Genomic DNA, 21,238 nt, shown 5'->3' on the forward strand with positions numbered 1-21,238 from the left:
GATTAGAACGTGAACTGCAACATAGCCGTAGCGGAGTGACGAGCCAATCCAATAGCGTCCTCATCCCGGTCATTCTGCGTAGCATGACCGCTACGACCTAAATATTGATACATAACCTGTAGTTTCAAATTATTATTAAAGAAATAATAATTCAAACCAGCGGCGGGCATATTTAACAAACCACCCTCATCCGTAGCGTTTCGATCATAGAAATCATATCGCAAAGCACCCTGTAATTTCGGAGTGATGAAATAGCCCAATTGAGCGTAAGCTCCCCAGAAATTCTTATCCGGCTTTTGCATGATCTTGGTAAAATGCATATTCATATAATAACCTTCGGCTGCTACATACCAGCGGTTCTTGATCCATGCGAACTCAACGCCCACACGGGTGTCGCTACTGGTCAAGAACTCAGCCTCCGCATTATAAGAGGCAGATACGGCGATAGACATCTTATCGTCGTTCAGATTCTCCGGCGAGCCTTGAGACGTTGGCATCTCCCCCTTCGGCATAAAGGCCAGACGACCCGCATATAACAGCGAAGGCAACCATTTATGATCATCGCAGTTTGTCTTAGTCGCCAAATTCACGTCGATACCCGTACCATTAAAAATACCGACTTGATAATTCCATTTATCATGGATCAAACCATGTACCTGTACACCCAAGTCGAATCCCGTGGACATATTCGGTATAACATAATTCACGTCGTAAGGAAGCAATACGGATTGGGAAGCGGAATAAGGCAGTACCGGAAACAACGTCTCCCCCAAAGTACTTAAATAGCCATGCATAAACGGTGTCTTGAACTTACCGACACGGATACGAAACGATTCCTTGATCGCTACGTCGAACCAAGCCTGTTGCAATAAGGCCCCTCCACTCTTAGCGGCATTCAGCGATAAATTGAAAGTAACCCGTCCAAAAGCCTTACCCGTAAAACCGAGAATAGCGTTAGGGATCGCGAAACCAGAGTTCGCTACGCTCTTGGCATAATGGCTTTCCAGCCCTTGGTCGTCATACCGGTTGTAGCAAGCGCTTGCCTGTACCAACGCATAGGGCTTAAACAAAAAGTCACCAGCCTTGGTAGAAAAGGAAAAGCCCTTCTTTCCCGCTAGTGAAACCACATCGTTCTCTACATATTTATCATCCATCTCTTTCTTTGTATCTTGAGCTTTCACGGAGAAAACACCCGCTGATAGAAGCACCACAAGCAACGTCCTATATATTTTTTTCATTTCGATTCTATGCGTTATTTATTCATAAACTTTGTAGGAATTTAATCAAAGCGGCCCGCTCGTCTTTTGTCATGCGAGAGAATAGGGTACGCGACGCAGCCCCTTCCCCACCATGCCACATAATAGCCTCCGTCAGGTTCCGGGCACGGCCATCATGTAAATAATAGGTATGGCCGTTTACGACCTCTTGTAATCCCAATCCCCATAACGGGGTAGTCCTCCATTCATTACCGTTGGCCAAGCCACTGGGATAATCATCCCCTAGCTCAACCCCCATATCATGCAATAAAAAGTCCGAATAAGGATGGATCACCTGATTACCTAATTGAGGCAATTCCGTATTATTCAAAAGGACAGATCCGCGAGGGCGTGTCTTCAAGGAAGTCACATGGCATAAATGACATTTCGCTTGATAGAAAAGTTGCTCTCCTTGAAGAACCGTAGGATCATCCACATTCCGACGGGCGGGTACCCCCAAGGTCTGGAGGTATAAATCCACATCTTCCATATCTTCCGTAGAGACCTGCGCCCCGGTCATGGCAAAACCCATCATATTACTCTGTCCTTCTCCTACCTCATGCGGGAAACGATCGTTCGTTACACCGAGGTCGGAAGAGAATCCCAATTCCACCGTTAAGTCGGCATGATTCGCCTTATTACCAGAGATACCGATCTGCTTCTTTCCCTTTTCCGTCACATAGTTTATACGTCCACTAATACCATATTCCGGATAATTGCTTTTAGCAGCGATCTGCTTTAGCATATCCAAGTCGAGCGCCATCATCTGCCCCATTCCGACATGCCGTAAGGGTTGACGTACGGAAATCCGTAAATCCGACATCGGGATACTATCAGCATACCATTCCTTTATCTCATAATGAGGGGTGACCAACTCATATTCCTCCCCATCGGGGAACGTATATTTTTGGGAAGTAGTAGTAATCTTAACCCTTCCCTCCGGTTTCGTTCCGTATATCGCTTGATCATGTAGTACCCGGCCGTAATCTTGAAAATAGCCGCCACTTTTACGTGATATATAAATAAGCATGGATGAGAAGCCGGGGCCGGAACCTCCATCGGCTATAGCCGGACGGGTCCGCCCGGTACTTTTATGACAGGAACCGCAAGAATATCCGGCATAAAGCGGCCCTAGTCCTCCACCATCCACATTCTCAACACCGCGAGCATCGTCGTACAATCCATCACCACGATTAAATCGCGTCTCTAATTCGCCCGTAACCCAGTTTGCCTGCGTATCGTACGCATCCGGGGCATTGGAGAAAATGGTTGAGATACCCGCGGACAATTCCTTCTCGGAAGCTACCTGCCCATTGGGTTTCTTAACCTGCCAATTTTCCAAGTCCTCGGATTCGCAACTACACAGCAGACTACCGGATAAAGCGAATAATAGAAGTAATCTTCGTTTCATCGTATCGGCTTGTCCGATTAGTTCGTGAACTTAGACTTAACAACGCCCAAACCTGTCGTTAAATCAGCGCAAGCTTCTGTAGCTGTATTGATATGCTCCGTATCCCCTAGATTGTTACGGAAAGGATAGCCGATCGCATTGATAGCGTCGATTGTCTTATCAATTTGAACTACCATCAAACTATCCAACGTAGGATTAATCATTTTAGTCAACGCATGCAAGCTACTCTCGGAAGCGGATTTCTCATCCAAATCACGACCGCCGAAATAAGCGTTCTTGATACTTACGATATTGTTCTTATAGTCGTCCAAGGAATTCCAGCTATACCAAGACTCTACAGCCAAGACACCGGGGTTATTCGGGTCAGTAGCGTCTTTATTACTTCCATTCCATGCGGTCACCGGGTCAGTTATCTTAGCGGAACCTACTTCATTGGAGATTCCAGCCATACCATTATTTCCATTCAGCATAAGCTCAATCGCCTGATACACATTACCAATGGAATAGGCAGAACCGTCATGTTTCTTCATAGCCTCCGCATAAGAAGAAGGAACATCCGAAGTTCCTAAGCCTTTCAACCAACCATTGTATAAGTCTTGAGTATCAGATAACATACGTTCGGACACTAACTTCAAATACTCCAATTCATTCTTTGCGAACGGGCTTGTTTCCAGATCACGAGGCTCGCCGTCTAAGAATAACATCTTTTCCGCCGTATGGAATCCACGTAAATTTTGAGGACCATCTTCCGCATCTTCGTCTACAGCTCCTGAAATCTTGCTGAATTCTCCTGTAGCTATAATCTCCTCTATACCGTTCTTATCCAAAGGCCAGCTATCCAAGCTCGGGTCGAGCTGTGCCAAATCCGCCACACCGAACAAGAATGCCTCACTTTGTTCCCAAGGTACACGAACCGCACGCCAAGCGTCGCAGGCATCCGCTAAATCATTCTTAGAACCAGACGCGATGAACTTGTCTACCGCATTTTTATAGGCGGTCATCTTTGTCAACATGTCCTTATAGGTAGGCAAAGCTACCTCATCAACGAAAGTAGCGACAACCGCACTCATCTGATCTTCTGTTGGTTTTGCACCCGAATCCGCAGGAAGATTCTTAAAGTCATAAGTTACAACATCGGGGTCCTTGCCCGGATCATCGTTGTCTCCACAAGAAGTGAAGCTCAAAGCCACACCCATCAACATCATGGGTAATAAAAGTACTTTTTTCATATTCTTACATATATATTTGTTAATAGTCTATTATCTTGATAAGAACCAGCCGATATAAGCGATACCGACAGAAACCATATTCTGGCTATTATAATCACCCTTACCTACAATACGGTGCGCATAATCCGCCTTTATGACCAGATTAGGCAATGCGTAATAGTTAAGGCCAGCCGTAATCACGCTCTTTTGAAGACGTCTATCCGCCAGTTTATTACTGCCTTTCTCCACGGATTGCATCGGATTATAATATTCGTAGCGAACGAAAGGATAAATTCTAGGGGCTTTCCGACTAAAGAAGGAACCTACATTATAGCCAACCTCAGCCGCATAACTGACAGCGGTCTCCGCCACGGTTGAATTAGGATATCCGGAAGCTGAAGATGAGTTATTGTTTACCTTTGTCAAAGCGTTGCTGTTGCCCAGATGGCCGTAAACGATATTACCTCTGGCGATCAAATTATTGTTCGGACTTTTATATTGAGCGTCCGCCGTCACGATAGTAAGCGGATATTTCTCACCTTGGTTACGCAGCGGTTTGCTACTATTCTTAGAGGGTTGGTTATAATAAAAAGAAGCGCCCACACGTAAGCCTTTAAATTTCTTCACTCCATTATAGTTGACACGAGCCACAAAGGCAGGATGCGTAAATTGAGTTTCCTCGAAAGCGCCTTGCGTACCTTTGCCAACCCAGTTCTCCATACGGAAACCTTGTGGGTCCAGACCGGAAACGACTTGTAACTCGTAATCGAAATTTCCTAAATCACCAAATAGAGCCACACCCGTCTCATGCCAAGTAGAAGGTAATATGGTAGTCTCTCCTTCCGGACGATATACACCGAAAAAGTTCAAGGGTTCATGATGTGCGTTGGTCAAGCCTACCGGTACGATCATATGTCCAAAACGGAAGTTTAAATGCTTGTTCATCAGATAAGAGATATGGAACTGCTCCAAGGCAACCTCGCCACCTTTCTCGATCTCGGTCTCATATTCTCCATTCTCCTCGTACCACTCCACTTCCCGTGCGGCGCCTGTTCCTCCATACTCAAACTCAATCTCGGAACTCAGTACCCATTTGGGAGAGAACTTATAATCAAAAGCTAAAATAAAACGAGGGATAGAGACAGTAGCCCGATTCATATGTGATGTACCTTGAGGTGTCACCCAATTCCAGTCATAATCCATATAACTGGCAGCCATCTCACCATATCCTCCAAAACGGAATTTAGAAAAACCGTCGGCATACATCTCCGATGCCTTTACGGTAGAGCTCATATTACTCTCTTGAGCATGTAGAGCGGTAAAGGAAAGTAATCCAATCGCTAATAAATTTGTTAACGTTCTCATTGCGTTTTATAATTTTTGGCAAAATTACAGGGGCTGAGAATTTGCTACAATCGCCCGAAGTAGGTAAAATGAGACCCTAATTACCTACTCATAGGTATCCCGGAAGAATATTTTCAGGACGTCACACCGAATAGGCCCCATTATTGACCCGCAAGACAACTTGATAGTTAATTTTGGAAAATACGGTTTTGTATTATTTCAGAGGTAAGCGTTAGTTATTACAAGCGAGAAGATCATTAAATGATTAACACTGTAATGTCGGGAAGTTTTCCTCCATATTCTTTTGTTTTGCAACTAATATTAGTTACATTTGCAGAAAGAACAAGGATATGGGTTCTAAAGAAAAGTTGATCGAGCATTTTTGTAAACTACCTAAAGATTTCACCTACGAGGAAACTTTAAAATTGCTTTCTTCTTATGGCTATAACGAGCATAATAAAGGTGCAACGTCAGGTTCTCGCGTGAGATTTAAAAATGAACAGACGGGACAATATATTGATATTCATAAACCGCATCCGGGTAGTATTATGAAGGAGTGGATGATGAAAGCGATATATCAGCATTTAAAAAGTAATGGTTTAATTAAATGAAATGATTCAATATGGACTATTTGGAATACAAAGGTTATAAAGGTTCTGTTGAGTACAGTAAGGCTGATAACTGTCTTTGCGGAAAGGTACTTGGTATGAGTAAAGATTTAATTCTTTATGAAGGTAATACTATCGATGAACTTCGTGCGGATTTTGAAGCCGGAGTAGAAAGCTATCTTGCCGGCTGTTTGGCTGATGGCGTGGAACCTCGTAAACCTTATAGTGGCACGTTAAATATCCGTATTTCACCAGAAATACATAGCCGAATCGCAGCATTGGCGCAAGAGGCGGGAACTACGATTAACGGGTATATAAAACAGGCTTTGGAGAATCAGTTGAAGCTTGCCCATTAAAAATAAAGGCATAGATAGATTTAGGCGTGATTCCACTTGGTTTCACGCCTTTTTTACGCCATATTTCACTGGCCATGAAGAAGAATATAGCAATTAATAGGTACGAACTCTCCTTTTTTACATATATATAGGTATTGCGCACCCTTATAGGCCGACGTATCTTTGCAATGTCAAAAAGAATGTAACACTATTAGTATATCGCAAACCAAAGCCTTCTGCTAATTTTATGTAAGCATATAAGATGATTAACACCGTAGTGTCGGGAAGTTTTTATTGGTTATTTCCGGCATCACATAAAAAGGGCCTCCCTGTGAAGAGAGGCTCTTTTTGTGTTCAGCTATCCGGCTCATTGATGATGTATTGATAGAGATCCGAGTCTCCGGCCTTATTCATGATCTTATGCTTTTCCAGCTGAAATTTTAACTGGTCTAAACCGAGAGGGCCGAATCCCGAAATCTTCAACAAAGAATCGAGCCCTTTCTTCCTAGCGTAGCGCAATAGGTCCTCCATAGTCTCCAGTTCCAATTTTTGGAGGCATTTACGGATGTAGGGAGACAGGGTTAGGCTTGTGACCGGTAGGGAGATCCGTTTGGCTACGTCCAGTATTTTTGCCCCAGAGGTTATTTCCGTGAATATATACCGATCTTGCTTATCATCTATAAATGTGGATAGTTCGGCGATGATTTGTTTAAGTAGGGGAGAGATGTTCTTTAAGGATCGTAGGCAGAAAAGGTAATCGTCGTACTGGGCGATAATCTCGTCGGCTTCCTCCTCCTTGTCTTGAATGACCAGTTGCAAGTATAGTTTTTGAATCCCTAGATGTTCGATATGGGCAATGAAATCACGTAGGTTCTCAGGATCTACCATACGTGTACCGGTTCTCGTATGGAAAGAGGTTATCTTTCGGGATTTTACCCAATCTTCAATCTCCTCGTACGGGAAACCGGTAATACGGGCGGCTTCTTCTATGGATATGAGTTCTGGCATAAGATCGTATTACGAATAAAGTTGTTTTTGTTTAGTTAAAATGCGGAATTTGGAACCAACCAATAACGGTAAGTAGATCAGGTATTCTTTTCGCATCTCAATTAAGAAATAAGAGCCATCATGGGACACTCCCGTGACGTCACTATATCTCCGCACGATACCATGTATCTGGAATTCCCTCTCATTACAATAAAACCCTAACTCTGGAAAATACTTGCTGAAACAAGCGGAGTAGTAAATAAAGAGATTCTGGATCTCATCAATATTACAAGCGTCCATAAGCCATTCACTTTACATAATTAATTATTAGATTTACAAGATCCGGACATGTTTTAGAAAAGATGTCCTTCGTAAAGACGAGCGCTATATGGCTTTTGTTAAGTAGTGGTCCTTTCATTAAGATATAAGGAAAGGGCGCAGACTGAACATTTACATGATTGAAGGTTCGGCAAAGACCCAACTCCCAGTAAAGTCAGCCACACGCCCCCTTTATCTATATACAATAACATACCTCTACTACCTACGGCAGCATAGATAACACGTATAGTCGGTAAAGGGTTGCGGGGCCTTCTTTGTCCATTGGGAATTGTAAGAAAATTTTGCCGATTTTCAATCAATGGAACAAATATCACTCGCAACACGAGGCTCTTAACTTAAAAGCCTTTTCTTGTCGCAAATATACGTATTAATAATATTTCAACCTAAGATAATCCATATGTTTTTTAGTTTATCATTGTTTGATACCTATTATTTGCTTTGACTTATCCAGTCATGCAAATGTATAATATTTTATTTGATTTCCACCCCCCAATGCCTCACTTTCAAAGTAAGCTAGCTTCGTTGGCAAAGTAAGTTAATTAAAATACCGAAGTAAGTTAACTTACTTTGCCAACGAAGTTAACTTACTTTTTTCGCCCAATTTTGTCTCCAGTTGTAGAGACGCAGCGTGCTGCGTCTCATCCCCTCAAAATGGTAACTTAAAATAATACGCCAATAACCACCAAAGTCTGCGCCTTCACGAGACAATATACCCATAGAACGCAATTTTGCGATTTGTTTTTCTACAGCACGGGAACTTATACCTAATTTTATAAGCCATAGCTTCGGCTGACATAGAAAGGTCGGAAATGACAAGGTCGATGATCTTCTGTGCTGTTCTACCTATATTTTTAGGCTTATCCGCAGTGTCTCCGAACTCACTCTCCGAACTTTTATGGGGCTCTCCGAACCTTCTCTCCGAACTTTTCTTCATTTACAAGAATGTTTGCTGGCATCCACTTGGGTAGGAAGTGAATCCCATGTCATGTGCATACCCTTCAATATCAATGAAAGAAGTTGTTGAGAATTACATTCTACACTTTCATTACCCACTCTTGTATAGGCAGTGCGTGTTCCGTCTTGGTAATAATAATATACAATAAGGTATACAAATGGCACGAATATATAAATTGCTTAATATCAACACCTTAAAAACACGATTGTGATTTTTGAAAAACACGTACGTGTTTCTGTAAAAAGTCGTACATGTTTTTCGGGAAACACGTACGACTTTTTACAGCATTATACGATAAGGAGCAAGAGCGTACATGAAAATATACGATAAGCCCCCCTTTTAACCAGAGCCAAAAAGCATTTCTTCCTAAGCTCCATCTCATAGATATTTTGGTGTGGTTACCCTTATTCTGAAATAATTTGGTTATTTTTGTATATAATTCAATTAATGTCCATAGAACATGCCATGAATAAGAAATCGCAGATACACAACAAGAACATCTAAATAATAAACAACATGAAATCAACACTTATCGTAGGGATCGGTGCCTCGCTTCTTACAGCCGGTATCGCAAAAGCCCAACAGAGACAAGACATTACACCTAGAACGCCAAACATATTGTTCATCTATGCGGATGACTTGGGATATGGAGACTTGGAATGCTACGACGGCACGCAAGTGAAAACCCCGAATATCAACCGGCTCGCCAAGAACGGTATCCGCTTCACCAACGCTCACGCGACCGCCTCTACCAGTACGCCCTCCCGATATTCCATGCTAACCGGAGAGTACGCATGGCGCCGCCCGGGAACGGACATCGCCGCGGGAAACGCCGGAATGATCATACGACCGGAACGTTATACGATAGCCGATATGTTCAAGAACGCGGGATACGCCACGGCCGCTATCGGCAAATGGCATCTTGGCCTAGGAGACAAAGCGGGAGAGCAAGACTGGAACGCCCCACTCCCCACCGCCCTTGGCGATCTGGGATTTGATTATTCCTATATCATGGCGGCGACGGCAGACCGCGTCCCCTGCGTATTCATCGAGAACGGGCAGGTGGCGAACTACGATCCGGACGCCCCGATCTATGTCAGTTACCAGCAGAACTTTCCCGGAGAGCCGACCGGAAAAGATAATCCGGAATTATTATACAACCAGAAGCCTAGTTTCGGGCACGACCAATCCATCGTAAACGGAATCAGCCGTATCGGTTACATGAAAGGTGGCGGCAAGGCGCTTTGGAAAGACGAGAATATCGCCGATTCTATCGTGACACACGCCATCGATTTTATCAAGGAGAATAAAGAGAAGCCTTTCTTCATGTATTTCGCCACGAACGACGTGCATGTACCCCGCTTCCCGCACGACCGTTTCCGGGGAAAGAACCCGATGGGCGTGAGGGGCGACGCTATCGAGCAATTCGACTGGAGCGTAGGCCAATTGATGAAAACATTGGATGAGATGGGATTGACGGAAAATACCTTGATCATCTTGTCAAGCGATAACGGACCTGTCGTAGATGATGGTTACGCGGACCGGGCCGTGGAGCTACTAGGCGATCATAAACCCGCCGGACCGCTTAGAGGTAATAAATACAGTGCCTTCGAAGGGGGAACCCGTATCCCGGCTATCGTACATTGGCCAAAGGAGATCAAGCAAGCCGCCGTATCAGATGCGCTAGTGAGCCAGATCGACTGGTTCGCCTCCCTTGCCTCACTGACGAATTCCCGTCTTCCGGAAGGAAGCGCGCCGGATAGCTATGATTATCTGGATACTTGGATCGGGAAAAGCAAGGAAGACCGCCCGTGGGTAATCGAGCAAGCGCTTAATAAGGCACTTTCCGTCCGTACGAAAGATTGGAAATATATCGAGCCGAGCGTAGGTCCCGCTATCATGGAATATGAGAAGATTGAGACCGGATATTCCCCCGAGCCTCAGTTATACGACATGACGAAGGTCTACGAAGAAGGAAACAAGGCCTTGCAACATCCGGAGATCGTTTTCCAATTGCAGGGAATCTTAAAAGGAGTTCGGGATCACACAATCAAGGCTAAATAATGGAAAGAAGAAACTTCATTAAATCATCCCTCGGAATCGGTCTGGGTGCGACACTTCCGGGGATGACGCATAGCAAAAGCGGGAAAGAGGCAGAGACCGCCGTCTCTCCCGCCATGCCCGTAAAGAGCGGTAAGCCGCATATCATCTTGATCATGACCGATCAACAACGGGGCGACGCCCTCGGCTGCATGGGAAACAAGGCGGTGATCTCACCGAATATCGACCGGCTGGCGCAAGAAGGCTCGTTGTTCGTGAGCGGATATTCCTCCGCTCCAAGTAGTACTCCGGGACGGGCCGGTTTATTGACCGGGATGTCTCCTTGGCATCATGGTATGCTGGGATACGGACGCATGGCCTTGAAGTATCGTTACGAGATGCCTCAGATGATGCGGAATCTGGGGTATTATACCTTCGGGATCGGTAAGATGCATTGGTTTCCGCAGAAAGCACTTCACGGATTCCACGCGACCTTGATCGACGAGAGTGGCCGGGTGGAAAGTCCCGATTTCATCAGCGATTACCGGGAATGGTTTCAATTGCAGGCACCCGGCAAAGACCCGGATCTTACGGGTATCGGCTGGAACGACCATGCCGCCGGTGTCTATAAGTTAGACGAGAGACTTCATCCTACGGCTTGGACCGGACAGACCGCTTGCGAGTTGATTCGGAACTACGACAACGACAAGCCCTTATTCCTCAAAGTATCATTCGCCCGCCCGCATAGTCCCTATGATCCGCCTCAACGTTATCTGGATATGTACAAGGACGCGGATATCCCGAAACCCCATATAGGAGATTGGTGCGGACAATACGCCGAGCCGAAAGATCCTCGCCAAGGAGCATCAGATGCCCCATTCGGTAATTTCGGGGATGCGTATGCCATAAACTCCCGTCGCCATTATTACGCCAATATCACCTTTATCGACGATCAAGTAGGGCAAATCATCCAGACCCTAAAAGACAAAGGTATGTACGACAATGCCCTGATTTGTTTCACGGCGGATCATGGCGATATGTTGGGCGATCATTATCATTGGCGGAAAACCTATCCGTACGAGGGTTCGGCCCATATTCCTTATATCGTAAAATGGCCCGCCGGTATATCCAAATCCATACCGGACGGAAGCAGCATAGAACAACCTGTAGAACTGAGAGACTTCTTGCCTACCTTTATCGATATCGCCGGCGGGTCGGTTCCTCCCGATATGGACGGGCGGTCTTTACTCAAGCTGATCCAAGGCCAGCAGGAACAATGGCGCCCCTATATAGACATGGAGCATGCCACTTGCTATAGCGACGATAATTACTGGGCAGCCCTTACCGATGGGAAGATTAAGTATATCTGGAATTTCCACAACGGAAGCGAGCAGTTGTTCGATTTACGGGAAGACCCGGGAGAGACACATAACCTTAGTGAGGACGCAGCCTATCAGAATAAGTTGTCCGAATTACGCAAGATGATGGTAGAGCATCTGTCCGAGCGAGGAGACTCATTCGTGAAAGACGGTAAATTGATGACTCTCGATACGACCCTATTGTACAGTCCCAATTTCCCGAAATAAGGGACGAGCGAGCCTCGTCCCTACAGTATCTTACGTTTTTTACCTTTTTTTTATCGCGGAATGGATGTATCTTTGCCCAAGAAACTAGAAGAGACTCAACTTAATGCTAGGAATCGTTAGTAAAGGAATCATTATAGGTGTATTGGTTTCGGCCCCCATGGGCCCCATCGGTATGCTCTGTATACAAAGAACACTAAATAAAGGACGTTGGCACGGGTTCGTCACCGGATTAGGGGCCGCTCTATCCGACGTGATTTATGCGGCACTGACTTGTCTGGGCATGGGAGTTGTGGTCAACTTCGTGGAGGCGAACCAAGCGCCCCTGCAATTGATCGGAAGTATCGTTCTCGGCATTTTCGGGTATTATATCTTCCAAAGCAACCCGACTAGGAACCTAAAGAAACACCGAGAAAAAAAATTATCGTTCACCCAAGACTTTATTACAGCTTTTCTACTTACCTTTAGCAACGTGTTAATCGTCTTGCTCTATATCGGATTATTCGCCCGGTTCGGTTTCGTGTTACCGGAACATTCGTTTTGGCTGCTGGTATTGGGCATTGTTTGCATAGGGTTAGGGGCCGTTCTTTGGTGGTTCGGCATAACATATATTATTGGAAAACTGAGAAAATGGTTCAACGTTAGAGGTATTTGGTTACTGAACCGGATCGTGGGCTCTGTCATTATCGTATTGTCTATTATCGGTGCCCTATCGGTTTTATTGACCTCCTACTTACAATGGCCTTTACTTCAAATCTATAGTTAAAATGAAAAGACTGAAAGTTCCTGTTATCCCCGTTCTGGATGTACTCGATATAACATCCATAGAACCGATTCTTGAGGTGCAATCCCAACGTGAGTTCCTCACCCATGCCAATTGGCATGAGTATCCATATAAGCCGATCACCGCTTTTAATATAGCCCGGACAGAGAAAAATCTATATATACGATATAGCGTGCAGGGTAATTCGCTAAAGGCGTCTTATGAGATGGACAATTCCTCGGTCCATAAGGATAGTTGCGTGGAGTTCTTCATGAAAAAGGAAGGTGACTCGCATTATATGAATTTCGAGTTTAATTGTATCGGGACTTGCGATGCCGCCCGCCGTACCTCACGGGATATCAAGACGTCGCTTTCGCAAGAAGAGTATAAAAGCATCATAAGACTCCCATCCGTGAGAAGAAGGGCATTCGAGGAGATTAAAGGTATTCATACATGGAACTTGATCGTAGTCATACCACTCAAGTTGATGGGGTTAGATCCTAGTAATCTGCCGGAGAAAATACTAGGGAACTTCTATAAATGCGCCGATGAGACAATGAATCCGCATTTCGTAAGTTGGAGTCCGATCGACCTTCCCGAGCCTAATTTCCATTGTCCTGAATTCTTCGGGGAGATCTACCTGTAGTATAGACGTAGCGTGCTGCATGCAGCACGCTACGTCTATACAGGCAAGCCTATGGCTATTTATTGTTCTTACCTAGTTTCAGCTCAATGACGAACGCTATTATCAAGCCGATTCCCCCGAACAAAAGAACCGAAGCCCCATAAGCCGTACCCGCTACCTCATGCCTGTACCAACCATCATCATAATAAGAATTTGTCGCCATACACATATTAATAATAAAGCCTACCAACAAACCTAATCCGATTCCCGCCAAAAGGCACCCGGCCTTTAAGCTACTGAACGAGAAGTTTCGCATGTAGTTAGGCAGTCCCAATTTACCATCGAAAGCAGAGGCATCCAGTTTATCACCGATCTTCTCGATAATCGCCAAACGTTCCCTCTTGCGAACAAACAACTCAAATAATCCGTAAATACCTGCACAAACGATTCCGACAACTAGCGGAACAGAAATAAAATCCATCATAACTGTATAATTTTAATTGATTCATTCATATTGTTTGCTAATTTGACGCAACAGTTTCCCATAGGTTACACCTCCGGGCTGAAAAATATTTTTTATTTTTGTTACCGCAAGTTGTAACCTATTTACCCGGCTTGCGTCCATTAAGTACAATGGAATTGTATACCGATACATATTACATACAAAGGATACAAGCGGGGGACGTGGCATGTTTCGCTTGCCTTTTGGACAAGTATAGCCGTCCGATTCACTCGTTGATCCTCAAAGTGGTACGAAGCCAAGAGGAGGCTGAGGAGTTGGCGCAAGATACGTTTATGAAGGTATTCAAAAACCTCGCCTCATTCAAAGGGGATTGTAGTTTCTCCACATGGATTTACCGGATCGCTTACAACACGGCGATCTCGTCGGTCAGGAAGAAGAGATATGAGTTTCTACCGATTGAGGAGACTACACTTGAAAACGTATCGGAGGAGGAGGTTACGAACCTGTTCGGACAAACCGAATCCACGGAACAGGTTCAAAGATTGGAAGTCGCCCTTGAACAACTTCTACCGGACGAACGGGCCTTGATCTTGCTCTTTTATTGGAAAGAAAAAACAATAGAAGAACTGGTCTCTATCACCGGCTTGACCGCCTCGAATATTAAAGTCAAGCTACATCGCATCCGAAAAAAATTGTTTGTATTATTAAATGAAATGGATCATGAGTAAGATAAACACAAATAAGGAACAACCCGATTTATTGGGGGATTTATTCAAACGCATACCGGAGGAGGAGCTTCCCGCCTCGTTCCGTTCGAACGTAATGCGACAAATCATGCTTGAGTCCGCAAAGGCGAAGAAACGCAATGAACGATTCACCCTAGTAGCGGCGATCGTGGCATCGCTTATCATGATTTCCCTCGCGGCCGTATCTTTCGTATATATGGAGATACCCAAGATAGCCCTCCCGATGATAAGCACATCGGCTTTGGCTTTCTATTTATATATAGGAGCCATCACGCTCATTCTTCTATTTGTGGATTATAAATTGAGGAATCTATTTCACAAGAAAGGATAAGCACGAAGCGAGCTCCGTCCGTATACGAGGAATCTATGGACAAGGAACCATTCAGCCGCTCGGCGATCAAAAGACAGATAGAAAGTCCTAAACCCGCACCGGGTTTGTAATCATCCAGCTTCTCAAAGCGATTGAATACCGCAGCTTGTTTTTCAAGGGGAATACCGGCACCCGTATCCGTAACGGCTATGCATACCTTTTCCCGATCCGGCGCAAGTTGGAACGATAGGTTAATCTCACCTTTCTCCGTAAATTTAGCGGCGTTTGTCAACAGGTTTGTCAACAGTTGTTGCAGGCGCAGATTATCTACATGTACCACGATTGGTTCCCCAGCGGGAGAAAAAGTCAATTTAACCCCATCCGGCATCCGGTAGCGTACACTCTCCAATGCCATTTGGCAACACTCCAAAAGCGGATAATCCTTGATATTGAAATGAAGGTCTCCAGTCTCCATCCGGGATAAATCCAATACGTCGTTTACCAGATTCAACATCAAATCCGTATTATTCCGGATGATAGACGAATATTCCTCCCGCTCTTTCGCATCGGTAGAAGGTTCCACCAGCAAACTGGAGAAACCTACGATCGCATTTAACGGGGTCCGGATCTCATGGCTCATATTAGCGAGAAAAGCACTTTTCATCAGGCTGGCCTCTTCCGCACGGGTTTTCTCCTTCATCAATCGTCTTTGGGATTCCAAAAGCAAGTCTTTCTCTCGCTGTAATTGGTTTTTCAAGGATCGTAGATGGCGGTAGTATAAAAACGAGATATAGAGGAGGATCGATAACACGACCGATATAGATAAGATAAACACCAACAAATCTTGTTTCCGGGCGATACGTAACCCGGCTTCCTTCAGTTCCGTTTCTTTCAATTCCTTTTCATGCAACTCATGCAAGGTTCGCAATTGATTCACCTGCCGGAGAAAAGCAATCCCCCTGTTCTGCGTCATCGTATTGTAAAGCTCATCATACAAAGCCATCACTTCCCCCAACCGGCCTTGCTCTTTCAAGATATCCGCCTTGAACTGAATATCTTCGGGTAATCGCTCTGTCTCCAACACTTCATTTATATAACGCAGTGCCAACGGGATATCTCCAGCCGCCTTATAATAACGAGCCTTAACCGCTAGATAAGTATTGATTGCATAGTCCTTCTCTACCAAACTATTGCCGACATAGGAAGAGGCTTTATCCAACGCTTTCTTGGCATTTGCCAAATCTCCTTTCGAAAGATAAAAGCTCGTGTAAAAAGAATAAAGCAGCCAATACTCCCGCTCTAGTAGCAAAACATCACCTTTTTCTTGATTAATCTCATATTGCTCATCCAGCAGGGCTTTATATTGTTCCAAGATTCGTTCCGTCAACGTATATTGTTTCGTTCGGACACTACTTTCCAATTGATAAGAAGTTAACCGGATTTTAGTATCCATGATATCGGGAACATCTTTTATATCCTTCAATAAATCCAAACCTTCCTGAAAAGAGACTACGGCATCGCTATCCCTACGGATACGTTGGTAAATCAGCCCTAAAGTCTCCGAACAGCGAAGCAAGCCGTATTTATGATTCAGATTGCTCGCCAACCGATACAGATCCATCGCCTCACTCATTGCCAACTCATAATTCCCTAGCCAAAGGAGATCTTGACTGGAATAACTCTTCACCTCAAACAAGACATACGGATATTCATGGCGGGCCTTCGCCATAGAATCTACGATATTACAGCAATAGACCAAACTATCACGCTTAGACTGATTGTAATAATACTCGGCCATACCTTTCAATCCTCTATATGCGATAGATATGGAATCCACCGCCATCGCGTTCTCATAAAGACGTTGATAATAATCTTTCATTTTGGGCTCTTGCCGATAAAGCAAAGCCAACCGCTGCAATATGGGTAAAGTAGACGCTATCGTCGGGCAGCCCGGTAATACCCTCTCCAAGCTGTCGATCTCTGTTAAACGATCCTTGCCGGGAGGAGGCGTGGAAGATTTCATCGAGCCGCAAAATACAAGGGAGATCATAATAACCACCCCTATACGTATGGATATCCCGTTATCGAATAGATTCATCAGCCTCATATAGGGGTTTCAATTAAATTCGCTGGATGTATAAAGACAAACCGGGCACCGCCCTTATAAGAGACATCTACGGATAAAGAACCTTTAAGCTGTTCCGAGATGATCTGGCAAACAGAAAGTCCCAAACCGGTACCTTGAACAAAGTCGTCTAATTTCTCAAAACGCTCGAATATCTTCTTACACTTATCCTCAGGGATTCCACAGCCCGTATCCGTAACGAAGAAACGAACCTCACCTTTGCTCTCATCCACGGCAAATGAGAGATTAATCTCTCCCTCGGAAGTGAATTTAGCGGCATTCGACAACAAATTTGTCAACAACTGCTGCAAACGCAAGGCATCCGTTTTTAAAGTATAAGATTCTGGCGAGGAAGTAAACGTCAATCGAACCCCGGGTTTTACACGATGACGAATCGAATCCAACACTTTCTGACAACAAGAAACCAGATCATTAGGCTTAACGCTGAACTTGATCTTGCCGGATTCCAGACGGGATAAATCCAGAACATCATTCACCAGATTCAACAGCAACTCCGAACTATGATTTACCTCCCCGGCAAACTCAATCTTTTCCTCCTCACTATATTCGCTAATCGCTAATAATTCAGAGAATCCGACAATAGCATTCAACGGCGTACGTATCTCATGGCTGATACTAGCGATAAAGGCACTTTTCTTCTTGTTCGCCGCCTCCGCCTCTTTCGCCACGACACGAAGCTGCTTCTCCGAAGCGATCAAGGAGTCTTTCTCTTGAAGCAACTCATTTTTCAATCGCTTGGTATGCATATAAATACGCCATAATATATAAAGTAAGCCCGTCAAGACCAATAGAAGACCGATAGATACAGCGATCTGCCTCTGCTTCAAAACTTCTTGCTCTGATCTCAACTTCAACTCTCGATCTTGCTTTTCCAAATCATTCAAGTCATTCAGGATGCGGAGTTGTTCGATCTGCCGGTCAAAAGCTTCCGTATTGATCATTTCCGTCTTATTAATGATCTCCTCATAGATAGCGATCGCCTCTCACAATTGACCGGACGATTGCAAGACCGCCTTCTTCATCTCCAACTTATCCAGATCACGGTTGATTTTTAAAGCCAGATTGACGGCGGACAACGCGTGCCTATAATCTTTCTTCTTCCAATAATAAAATGATTTTGTCCGGAGATATTGAGCCTCCACCCTATTCCCAAAAGAACTATCCAAATAAGCGGTTGCCTTATCCAGATACGTCTGTGCCTTTTGCAAATTCCCTTTCATGGTACATAGCTCGCAGAAATAACAATTTACCAAACAACGATAACGATCTACCGGGAAAATCGTCCCTTCTCGATCATACCTCCTCTCCAATGAATCCAATAAAAACTCATACTGTTTCAAAAGCGCCTCTGATTCGGATAAACGCCCTAACAGTAGGGTCGACTCCAACATATTAGATAAATACATAATCCGAAAACTATAGCTCGCCTTCTCCTCTTTCAATAAATACAGGCCTTTTTGGAATATCTCTACCGCATCGCTATCTCTTTTAATCCGTTGGTAAACCATTCCTAAATCACGATAAGCCCGCAGTAAACCATAATCGCTCTTACTATCCCGGGCCAGATCCATATATCGCATGGCCCTATCCATAGCCAACTCATAATTGCCGGACCATAGATAATCCTGACAAACCAAGCTACCGGATAAAAACAACCCTCTGGGACTCTCATGCCTTTTTGAGGCCAACGAATCCAATTGCCCCACCCAATATAATAGGCTATCCCTATTTTCCACATTATAATAATAACGACTCAAGCCAGCCATCGCATCGTACACGATCCCGATGGAATCCAAAGGCATCGCGATATCGATTATCTCTTTCAACGCCGGTACCTCCTCCGGCAATTGCCAGTACAAGCCGATTAATTCTTTAAGAAGGGGTATCTTATCCTGAGGTTTTTGGATACACGATAAAGATTGGCGTATGCTATCCGCACGAAATTTACTCACGGCATTCTGCGCACTTGCGCTCACCGCAAACAAAATCCACACTATTCCTATAAAAGTATTGACGCTGGACTTTCTTAAAAATCCTCTACTCATTGATTTATCGCTTACAATTCGCAAACTTACAAAATAAATATCAATAAAAATCAACAGTTTTCCGTAATTACAGCCAACACGGCCCAATTGAATGTTTTTACCCCTCAAAACTCTTGTCAATCAGAAAAAAAGCATTACCTTTGCCCCGATTTTTGAGAGATGACAACATAAAGTCTAACTTACTAATTAAAACAAACTTAGTATTAACAATTAAAGAATGGAAAATTTAAAAAACATCCAGCCGGTTGAAGATTTCAACTGGGACGCTTTCGAGCAAGGCGAGACTTACACCGAAGTAAGCAAGGACGATCTTGTAAAAACGTATGACGAGACCCTGAACACGGTAAAAGACAAAGAAGTGGTTATGGGTACCGTTACTTCTATGAACAAACGTGAGGTTGTTGTAAACATCGGTTTCAAATCTGACGGTGTTGTTCCTATGTCCGAGTTCCGTTATAACCCGGATTTAAAGATTGGTGACGAGGTAGAGGTTTACATCGAGAGCCAAGAAGACAAAAAAGGACAATTGATCCTTTCACACAAGAAAGCACGCGCTACACGTTCTTGGGATCGTGTTAACGAGGCTCTTGAAAAAGACGAAATTATCAAAGGTTACATCAAATGTCGTACGAAGGGCGGTATGATTGTTGACGTATTCGGTATCGAAGCGTTCTTGCCGGGTTCTCAGATCGATGTGAAGCCGATCCGCGACTACGATGTATTTGTAGGTAAGACTATGGAATTCAAGATTGTTAAGATCAATCAAGAATTCAAGAATGTTGTTGTATCTCACAAGGCTCTTATCGAGGCAGAGTTGGAACAACAGAAGAAAGATATCATCTCCAAATTGGAGAAAGGACAGGTATTGGAAGGAACTGTCAAGAACATCACTTCTTACGGTGTATTCATCGACTTGGGTGGCGTAGACGGTTTGATCCACATCACAGACCTTTCTTGGGGACGTGTTTCTCATCCGGAAGAAATCGTTCAGCTTGACCAGAAGATCAATGTTGTTATCTTGGACTTCGACGACGAGAAGAAACGTATCGCTCTTGGCTTGAAGCAATTGACTCCGCACCCATGGGATGCTTTGGATACGAACTTGAAGGTTGGTGACAAGGTTAAGGGTAAAGTTGTCGTTATGGCTGACTATGGCGCGTTCATCGAGATCGCTCCGGGCGTAGAAGGTTTGATCCACGTTTCAGAGATGTCTTGGACACAGCACTTGCGTTCCGCTCAAGACTTCATGAAGGTTGGCGACGAGATCGAGGCCGTAATCTTGACTTTGGATCGTGACGAGCGTAAGATGTCTCTTGGTATCAAGCAATTGAAGGCTGATCCTTGGGAAAACATCGAGGAGCGCTTCCCGGTAGGTTCTCGTCATGCGGCTAAGGTTCGTAACTTCACTAACTTCGGTGTATTCGTAGAAATCGAGGAAGGTGTTGACGGCTTGATCCACATCTCTGACTTGTCTTGGACGAAGAAGATCAAACATCCGTCTGAATTCACTCAGATCGGAGCAGAGATCGAAGTTCAAGTATTGGAAATCGATAAGGAAAACCGTCGCTTAAGCTTAGGCCACAAGCAATTGGAAGAGAATCCTTGGGATGTATTCGAGACAATCTTCACGGTTGGTTCTATCCACGAAGGTACAATCATCGAAGTATTGGATAAGGGTGCCGTAATCTCTTTGCCTTACGGCGTAGAAGGTTTCGCTACTCCGAAGCACCTTGTAAAAGAAGATGGTTCTCAAGCTCAAGTAGATGAGAAACTTTCATTCAAGGTAATCGAGTTCAACAAGGAAGCTAAACGTATCATCCTTTCTCACAGCCGCATCTTTGAAGATGAGCAAAAAGGCGCTAAGGCAACTTCTGAAAAGAAGGCATCCTCAAAACGTGGTGGTAAAAAAGAAGAGGAATCTGGAATGGTAACCGGTCCGGTTGAAAAGACTACATTAGGTGACATCGAGGAATTGGCTGCTTTGAAAGAAAAACTTTCTGGTAAGTAATTGATTCTTCTTTGAGATATAATAAAAGGAGATATCTGATTCAGGTATCTCCTTTTTCTATGTTAT

The 21,238-nt window shown here is 44.3% G+C and carries 19 protein-coding genes and 2 pseudogenes; 9 read left to right on the forward strand and 12 right to left on the reverse strand.

The genetic code is table 11. The features are described 5' to 3' along the window. Window positions 1–2: 2 nt before the first annotated feature. From ACESPU_RS12245 to ACESPU_RS12260, 4 genes are read right to left on the reverse strand one after another with little or no spacing between them, the layout of a single operon-like run. On the reverse strand, window positions 3–1,238 hold the full coding sequence (locus ACESPU_RS12245) for a porin (protein WP_005866751.1): 1,236 nt from the start codon (window positions 1,236–1,238) through the stop codon (window positions 3–5). 22 nt (window positions 1,239–1,260) lie between these two features. Further along, window positions 1,261–2,667: a di-heme oxidoredictase family protein gene (locus ACESPU_RS12250; protein ID WP_005866749.1), complete on the reverse strand. Its 1,407-nt coding sequence runs from the start codon at window positions 2,665–2,667 to the stop codon at window positions 1,261–1,263. A gap of 17 nt (window positions 2,668–2,684) precedes the next feature. After that, on the reverse strand, window positions 2,685–3,896 hold the full coding sequence (locus ACESPU_RS12255; RefSeq protein WP_008778472.1) for an imelysin family protein: 1,212 nt from the start codon (window positions 3,894–3,896) through the stop codon (window positions 2,685–2,687). A 30-nt stretch (window positions 3,897–3,926) separates the two neighbouring features. After that, window positions 3,927–5,240 carry a porin gene (locus ACESPU_RS12260; protein ID WP_258919249.1) on the reverse strand — a complete coding sequence of 438 codons (1,314 nt, stop codon included), beginning with the start codon at window positions 5,238–5,240 and terminating at the stop codon, window positions 3,927–3,929. Window positions 5,241–5,569: 329 nt separating this feature from the next. On the opposite strand from ACESPU_RS12260, the gene ACESPU_RS12265 reads away from it, so the two are divergent. Beyond that, window positions 5,570–5,830, forward strand: coding sequence for a type II toxin-antitoxin system HicA family toxin (locus ACESPU_RS12265; RefSeq protein ID WP_036615281.1), 261 nt, complete (start codon window positions 5,570–5,572; stop codon window positions 5,828–5,830). Window positions 5,831–5,841: 11 nt separating this feature from the next. After that, window positions 5,842–6,183, forward strand: coding sequence for a type II toxin-antitoxin system HicB family antitoxin (locus ACESPU_RS12270; protein WP_005866743.1), 342 nt, complete (start codon window positions 5,842–5,844; stop codon window positions 6,181–6,183). A 333-nt stretch (window positions 6,184–6,516) separates the two neighbouring features. On the opposite strand, the gene ACESPU_RS12275 is transcribed toward ACESPU_RS12270, so the two are convergent. The 4 genes and pseudogenes from ACESPU_RS12275 to ACESPU_RS12290 form a co-directional block, all read right to left on the reverse strand. Then, complete coding sequence (locus ACESPU_RS12275; protein ID WP_373133388.1) at window positions 6,517–7,170, reverse strand: transcriptional regulator; 654 nt, start codon at window positions 7,168–7,170, stop codon at window positions 6,517–6,519. Window positions 7,171–7,179: 9 nt separating this feature from the next. Then, window positions 7,180–7,449, reverse strand: a complete 270-nt coding sequence (locus tag ACESPU_RS12280; RefSeq protein WP_195300763.1) for a hypothetical protein — start codon at window positions 7,447–7,449, stop codon at window positions 7,180–7,182. Window positions 7,450–8,145: 696 nt separating this feature from the next. Further along, window positions 8,146–8,419: pseudogene (locus tag ACESPU_RS12285) on the reverse strand (transcriptional regulator); the annotation flags it as partial. Window positions 8,420–8,427: 8 nt separating this feature from the next. After that, a pseudogene (locus tag ACESPU_RS12290) lies at window positions 8,428–8,592 on the reverse strand (AAA family ATPase); the annotation flags it as partial. Window positions 8,593–8,959: 367 nt separating this feature from the next. Here ACESPU_RS12290 and ACESPU_RS12295 point away from each other — a divergent pair. The 4 genes from ACESPU_RS12295 to ACESPU_RS12310 all read left to right on the forward strand — a co-directional run bounded on the left by ACESPU_RS12295 (window position 8,960) and on the right by ACESPU_RS12310 (window position 13,475). Continuing rightward, window positions 8,960–10,507 (forward strand): arylsulfatase, encoded by a 1,548-nt coding sequence (locus ACESPU_RS12295; RefSeq protein ID WP_373133389.1) that lies wholly within the window; start codon window positions 8,960–8,962, stop codon window positions 10,505–10,507. Beyond that, entirely contained in the window at window positions 10,507–12,069 is a 1,563-nt protein-coding gene (locus ACESPU_RS12300; protein ID WP_288656908.1) for an arylsulfatase, read from the forward strand. The genes ACESPU_RS12295 and ACESPU_RS12300 overlap by 1 nt, the downstream gene beginning before the upstream one ends. Before the next feature lie 103 nt (window positions 12,070–12,172). Further along, window positions 12,173–12,832 carry a LysE family translocator gene (locus ACESPU_RS12305; RefSeq protein WP_005861153.1) on the forward strand — a complete coding sequence of 220 codons (660 nt, stop codon included), beginning with the start codon at window positions 12,173–12,175 and terminating at the stop codon, window positions 12,830–12,832. A gap of 1 nt (window position 12,833) precedes the next feature. After that, on the forward strand, window positions 12,834–13,475 hold the full coding sequence (locus tag ACESPU_RS12310; protein WP_005861151.1) for a carbohydrate-binding family 9-like protein: 642 nt from the start codon (window positions 12,834–12,836) through the stop codon (window positions 13,473–13,475). 55 nt (window positions 13,476–13,530) lie between these two features. Here the strand turns inward: ACESPU_RS12310 and ACESPU_RS12315 are convergent, their stop codons facing one another. Then, window positions 13,531–13,938: a DUF6249 domain-containing protein gene (locus tag ACESPU_RS12315; RefSeq protein ID WP_008780672.1), complete on the reverse strand. Its 408-nt coding sequence runs from the start codon at window positions 13,936–13,938 to the stop codon at window positions 13,531–13,533. 149 nt (window positions 13,939–14,087) lie between these two features. On the opposite strand from ACESPU_RS12315, the gene ACESPU_RS12320 reads away from it, so the two are divergent. Continuing rightward, window positions 14,088–14,645 (forward strand): RNA polymerase sigma factor, encoded by a 558-nt coding sequence (locus ACESPU_RS12320; RefSeq protein ID WP_008773907.1) that lies wholly within the window; start codon window positions 14,088–14,090, stop codon window positions 14,643–14,645. Beyond that, the gene (locus ACESPU_RS12325) at window positions 14,638–14,994 is read left to right on the forward strand and encodes a hypothetical protein (RefSeq protein ID WP_373133390.1); all 357 of its coding nucleotides are present in this window, start codon (window positions 14,638–14,640) and stop codon (window positions 14,992–14,994) included. The genes ACESPU_RS12320 and ACESPU_RS12325 overlap by 8 nt, the downstream gene beginning before the upstream one ends. Here ACESPU_RS12325 and ACESPU_RS12330 read toward each other — a convergent pair. The 3 genes from ACESPU_RS12330 to ACESPU_RS12340 are packed head-to-tail and all read right to left on the reverse strand — an operon-like array spanning window position 14,939 to window position 19,164. Next, on the reverse strand, window positions 14,939–17,080 hold the full coding sequence (locus ACESPU_RS12330; RefSeq protein ID WP_373133391.1) for a sensor histidine kinase: 2,142 nt from the start codon (window positions 17,078–17,080) through the stop codon (window positions 14,939–14,941). The two genes, ACESPU_RS12325 and ACESPU_RS12330, sit on opposite strands and share 56 nt — an antisense overlap. Then, window positions 17,077–18,060 (reverse strand): sensor histidine kinase, encoded by a 984-nt coding sequence (locus tag ACESPU_RS12335; RefSeq protein ID WP_373133392.1) that lies wholly within the window; start codon window positions 18,058–18,060, stop codon window positions 17,077–17,079. The genes ACESPU_RS12330 and ACESPU_RS12335 overlap by 4 nt, the downstream gene beginning before the upstream one ends. Before the next feature lie 42 nt (window positions 18,061–18,102). Further along, window positions 18,103–19,164 (reverse strand): hypothetical protein, encoded by a 1,062-nt coding sequence (locus ACESPU_RS12340; RefSeq protein ID WP_373133393.1) that lies wholly within the window; start codon window positions 19,162–19,164, stop codon window positions 18,103–18,105. Between the two features lie 217 nt (window positions 19,165–19,381). Between ACESPU_RS12340 and rpsA the strand changes: the two genes are divergently transcribed. Continuing rightward, window positions 19,382–21,172: a 30S ribosomal protein S1 gene (gene rpsA, locus ACESPU_RS12345; RefSeq protein ID WP_005861137.1), complete on the forward strand. Its 1,791-nt coding sequence runs from the start codon at window positions 19,382–19,384 to the stop codon at window positions 21,170–21,172. Window positions 21,173–21,238: the final 66 nt, after the last annotated feature.

Source organism: Parabacteroides sp. 20_3, from assembly GCF_964238835.1.
Lineage (GTDB): Bacteria > Bacteroidota > Bacteroidia > Bacteroidales > Tannerellaceae > Parabacteroides > Parabacteroides distasonis.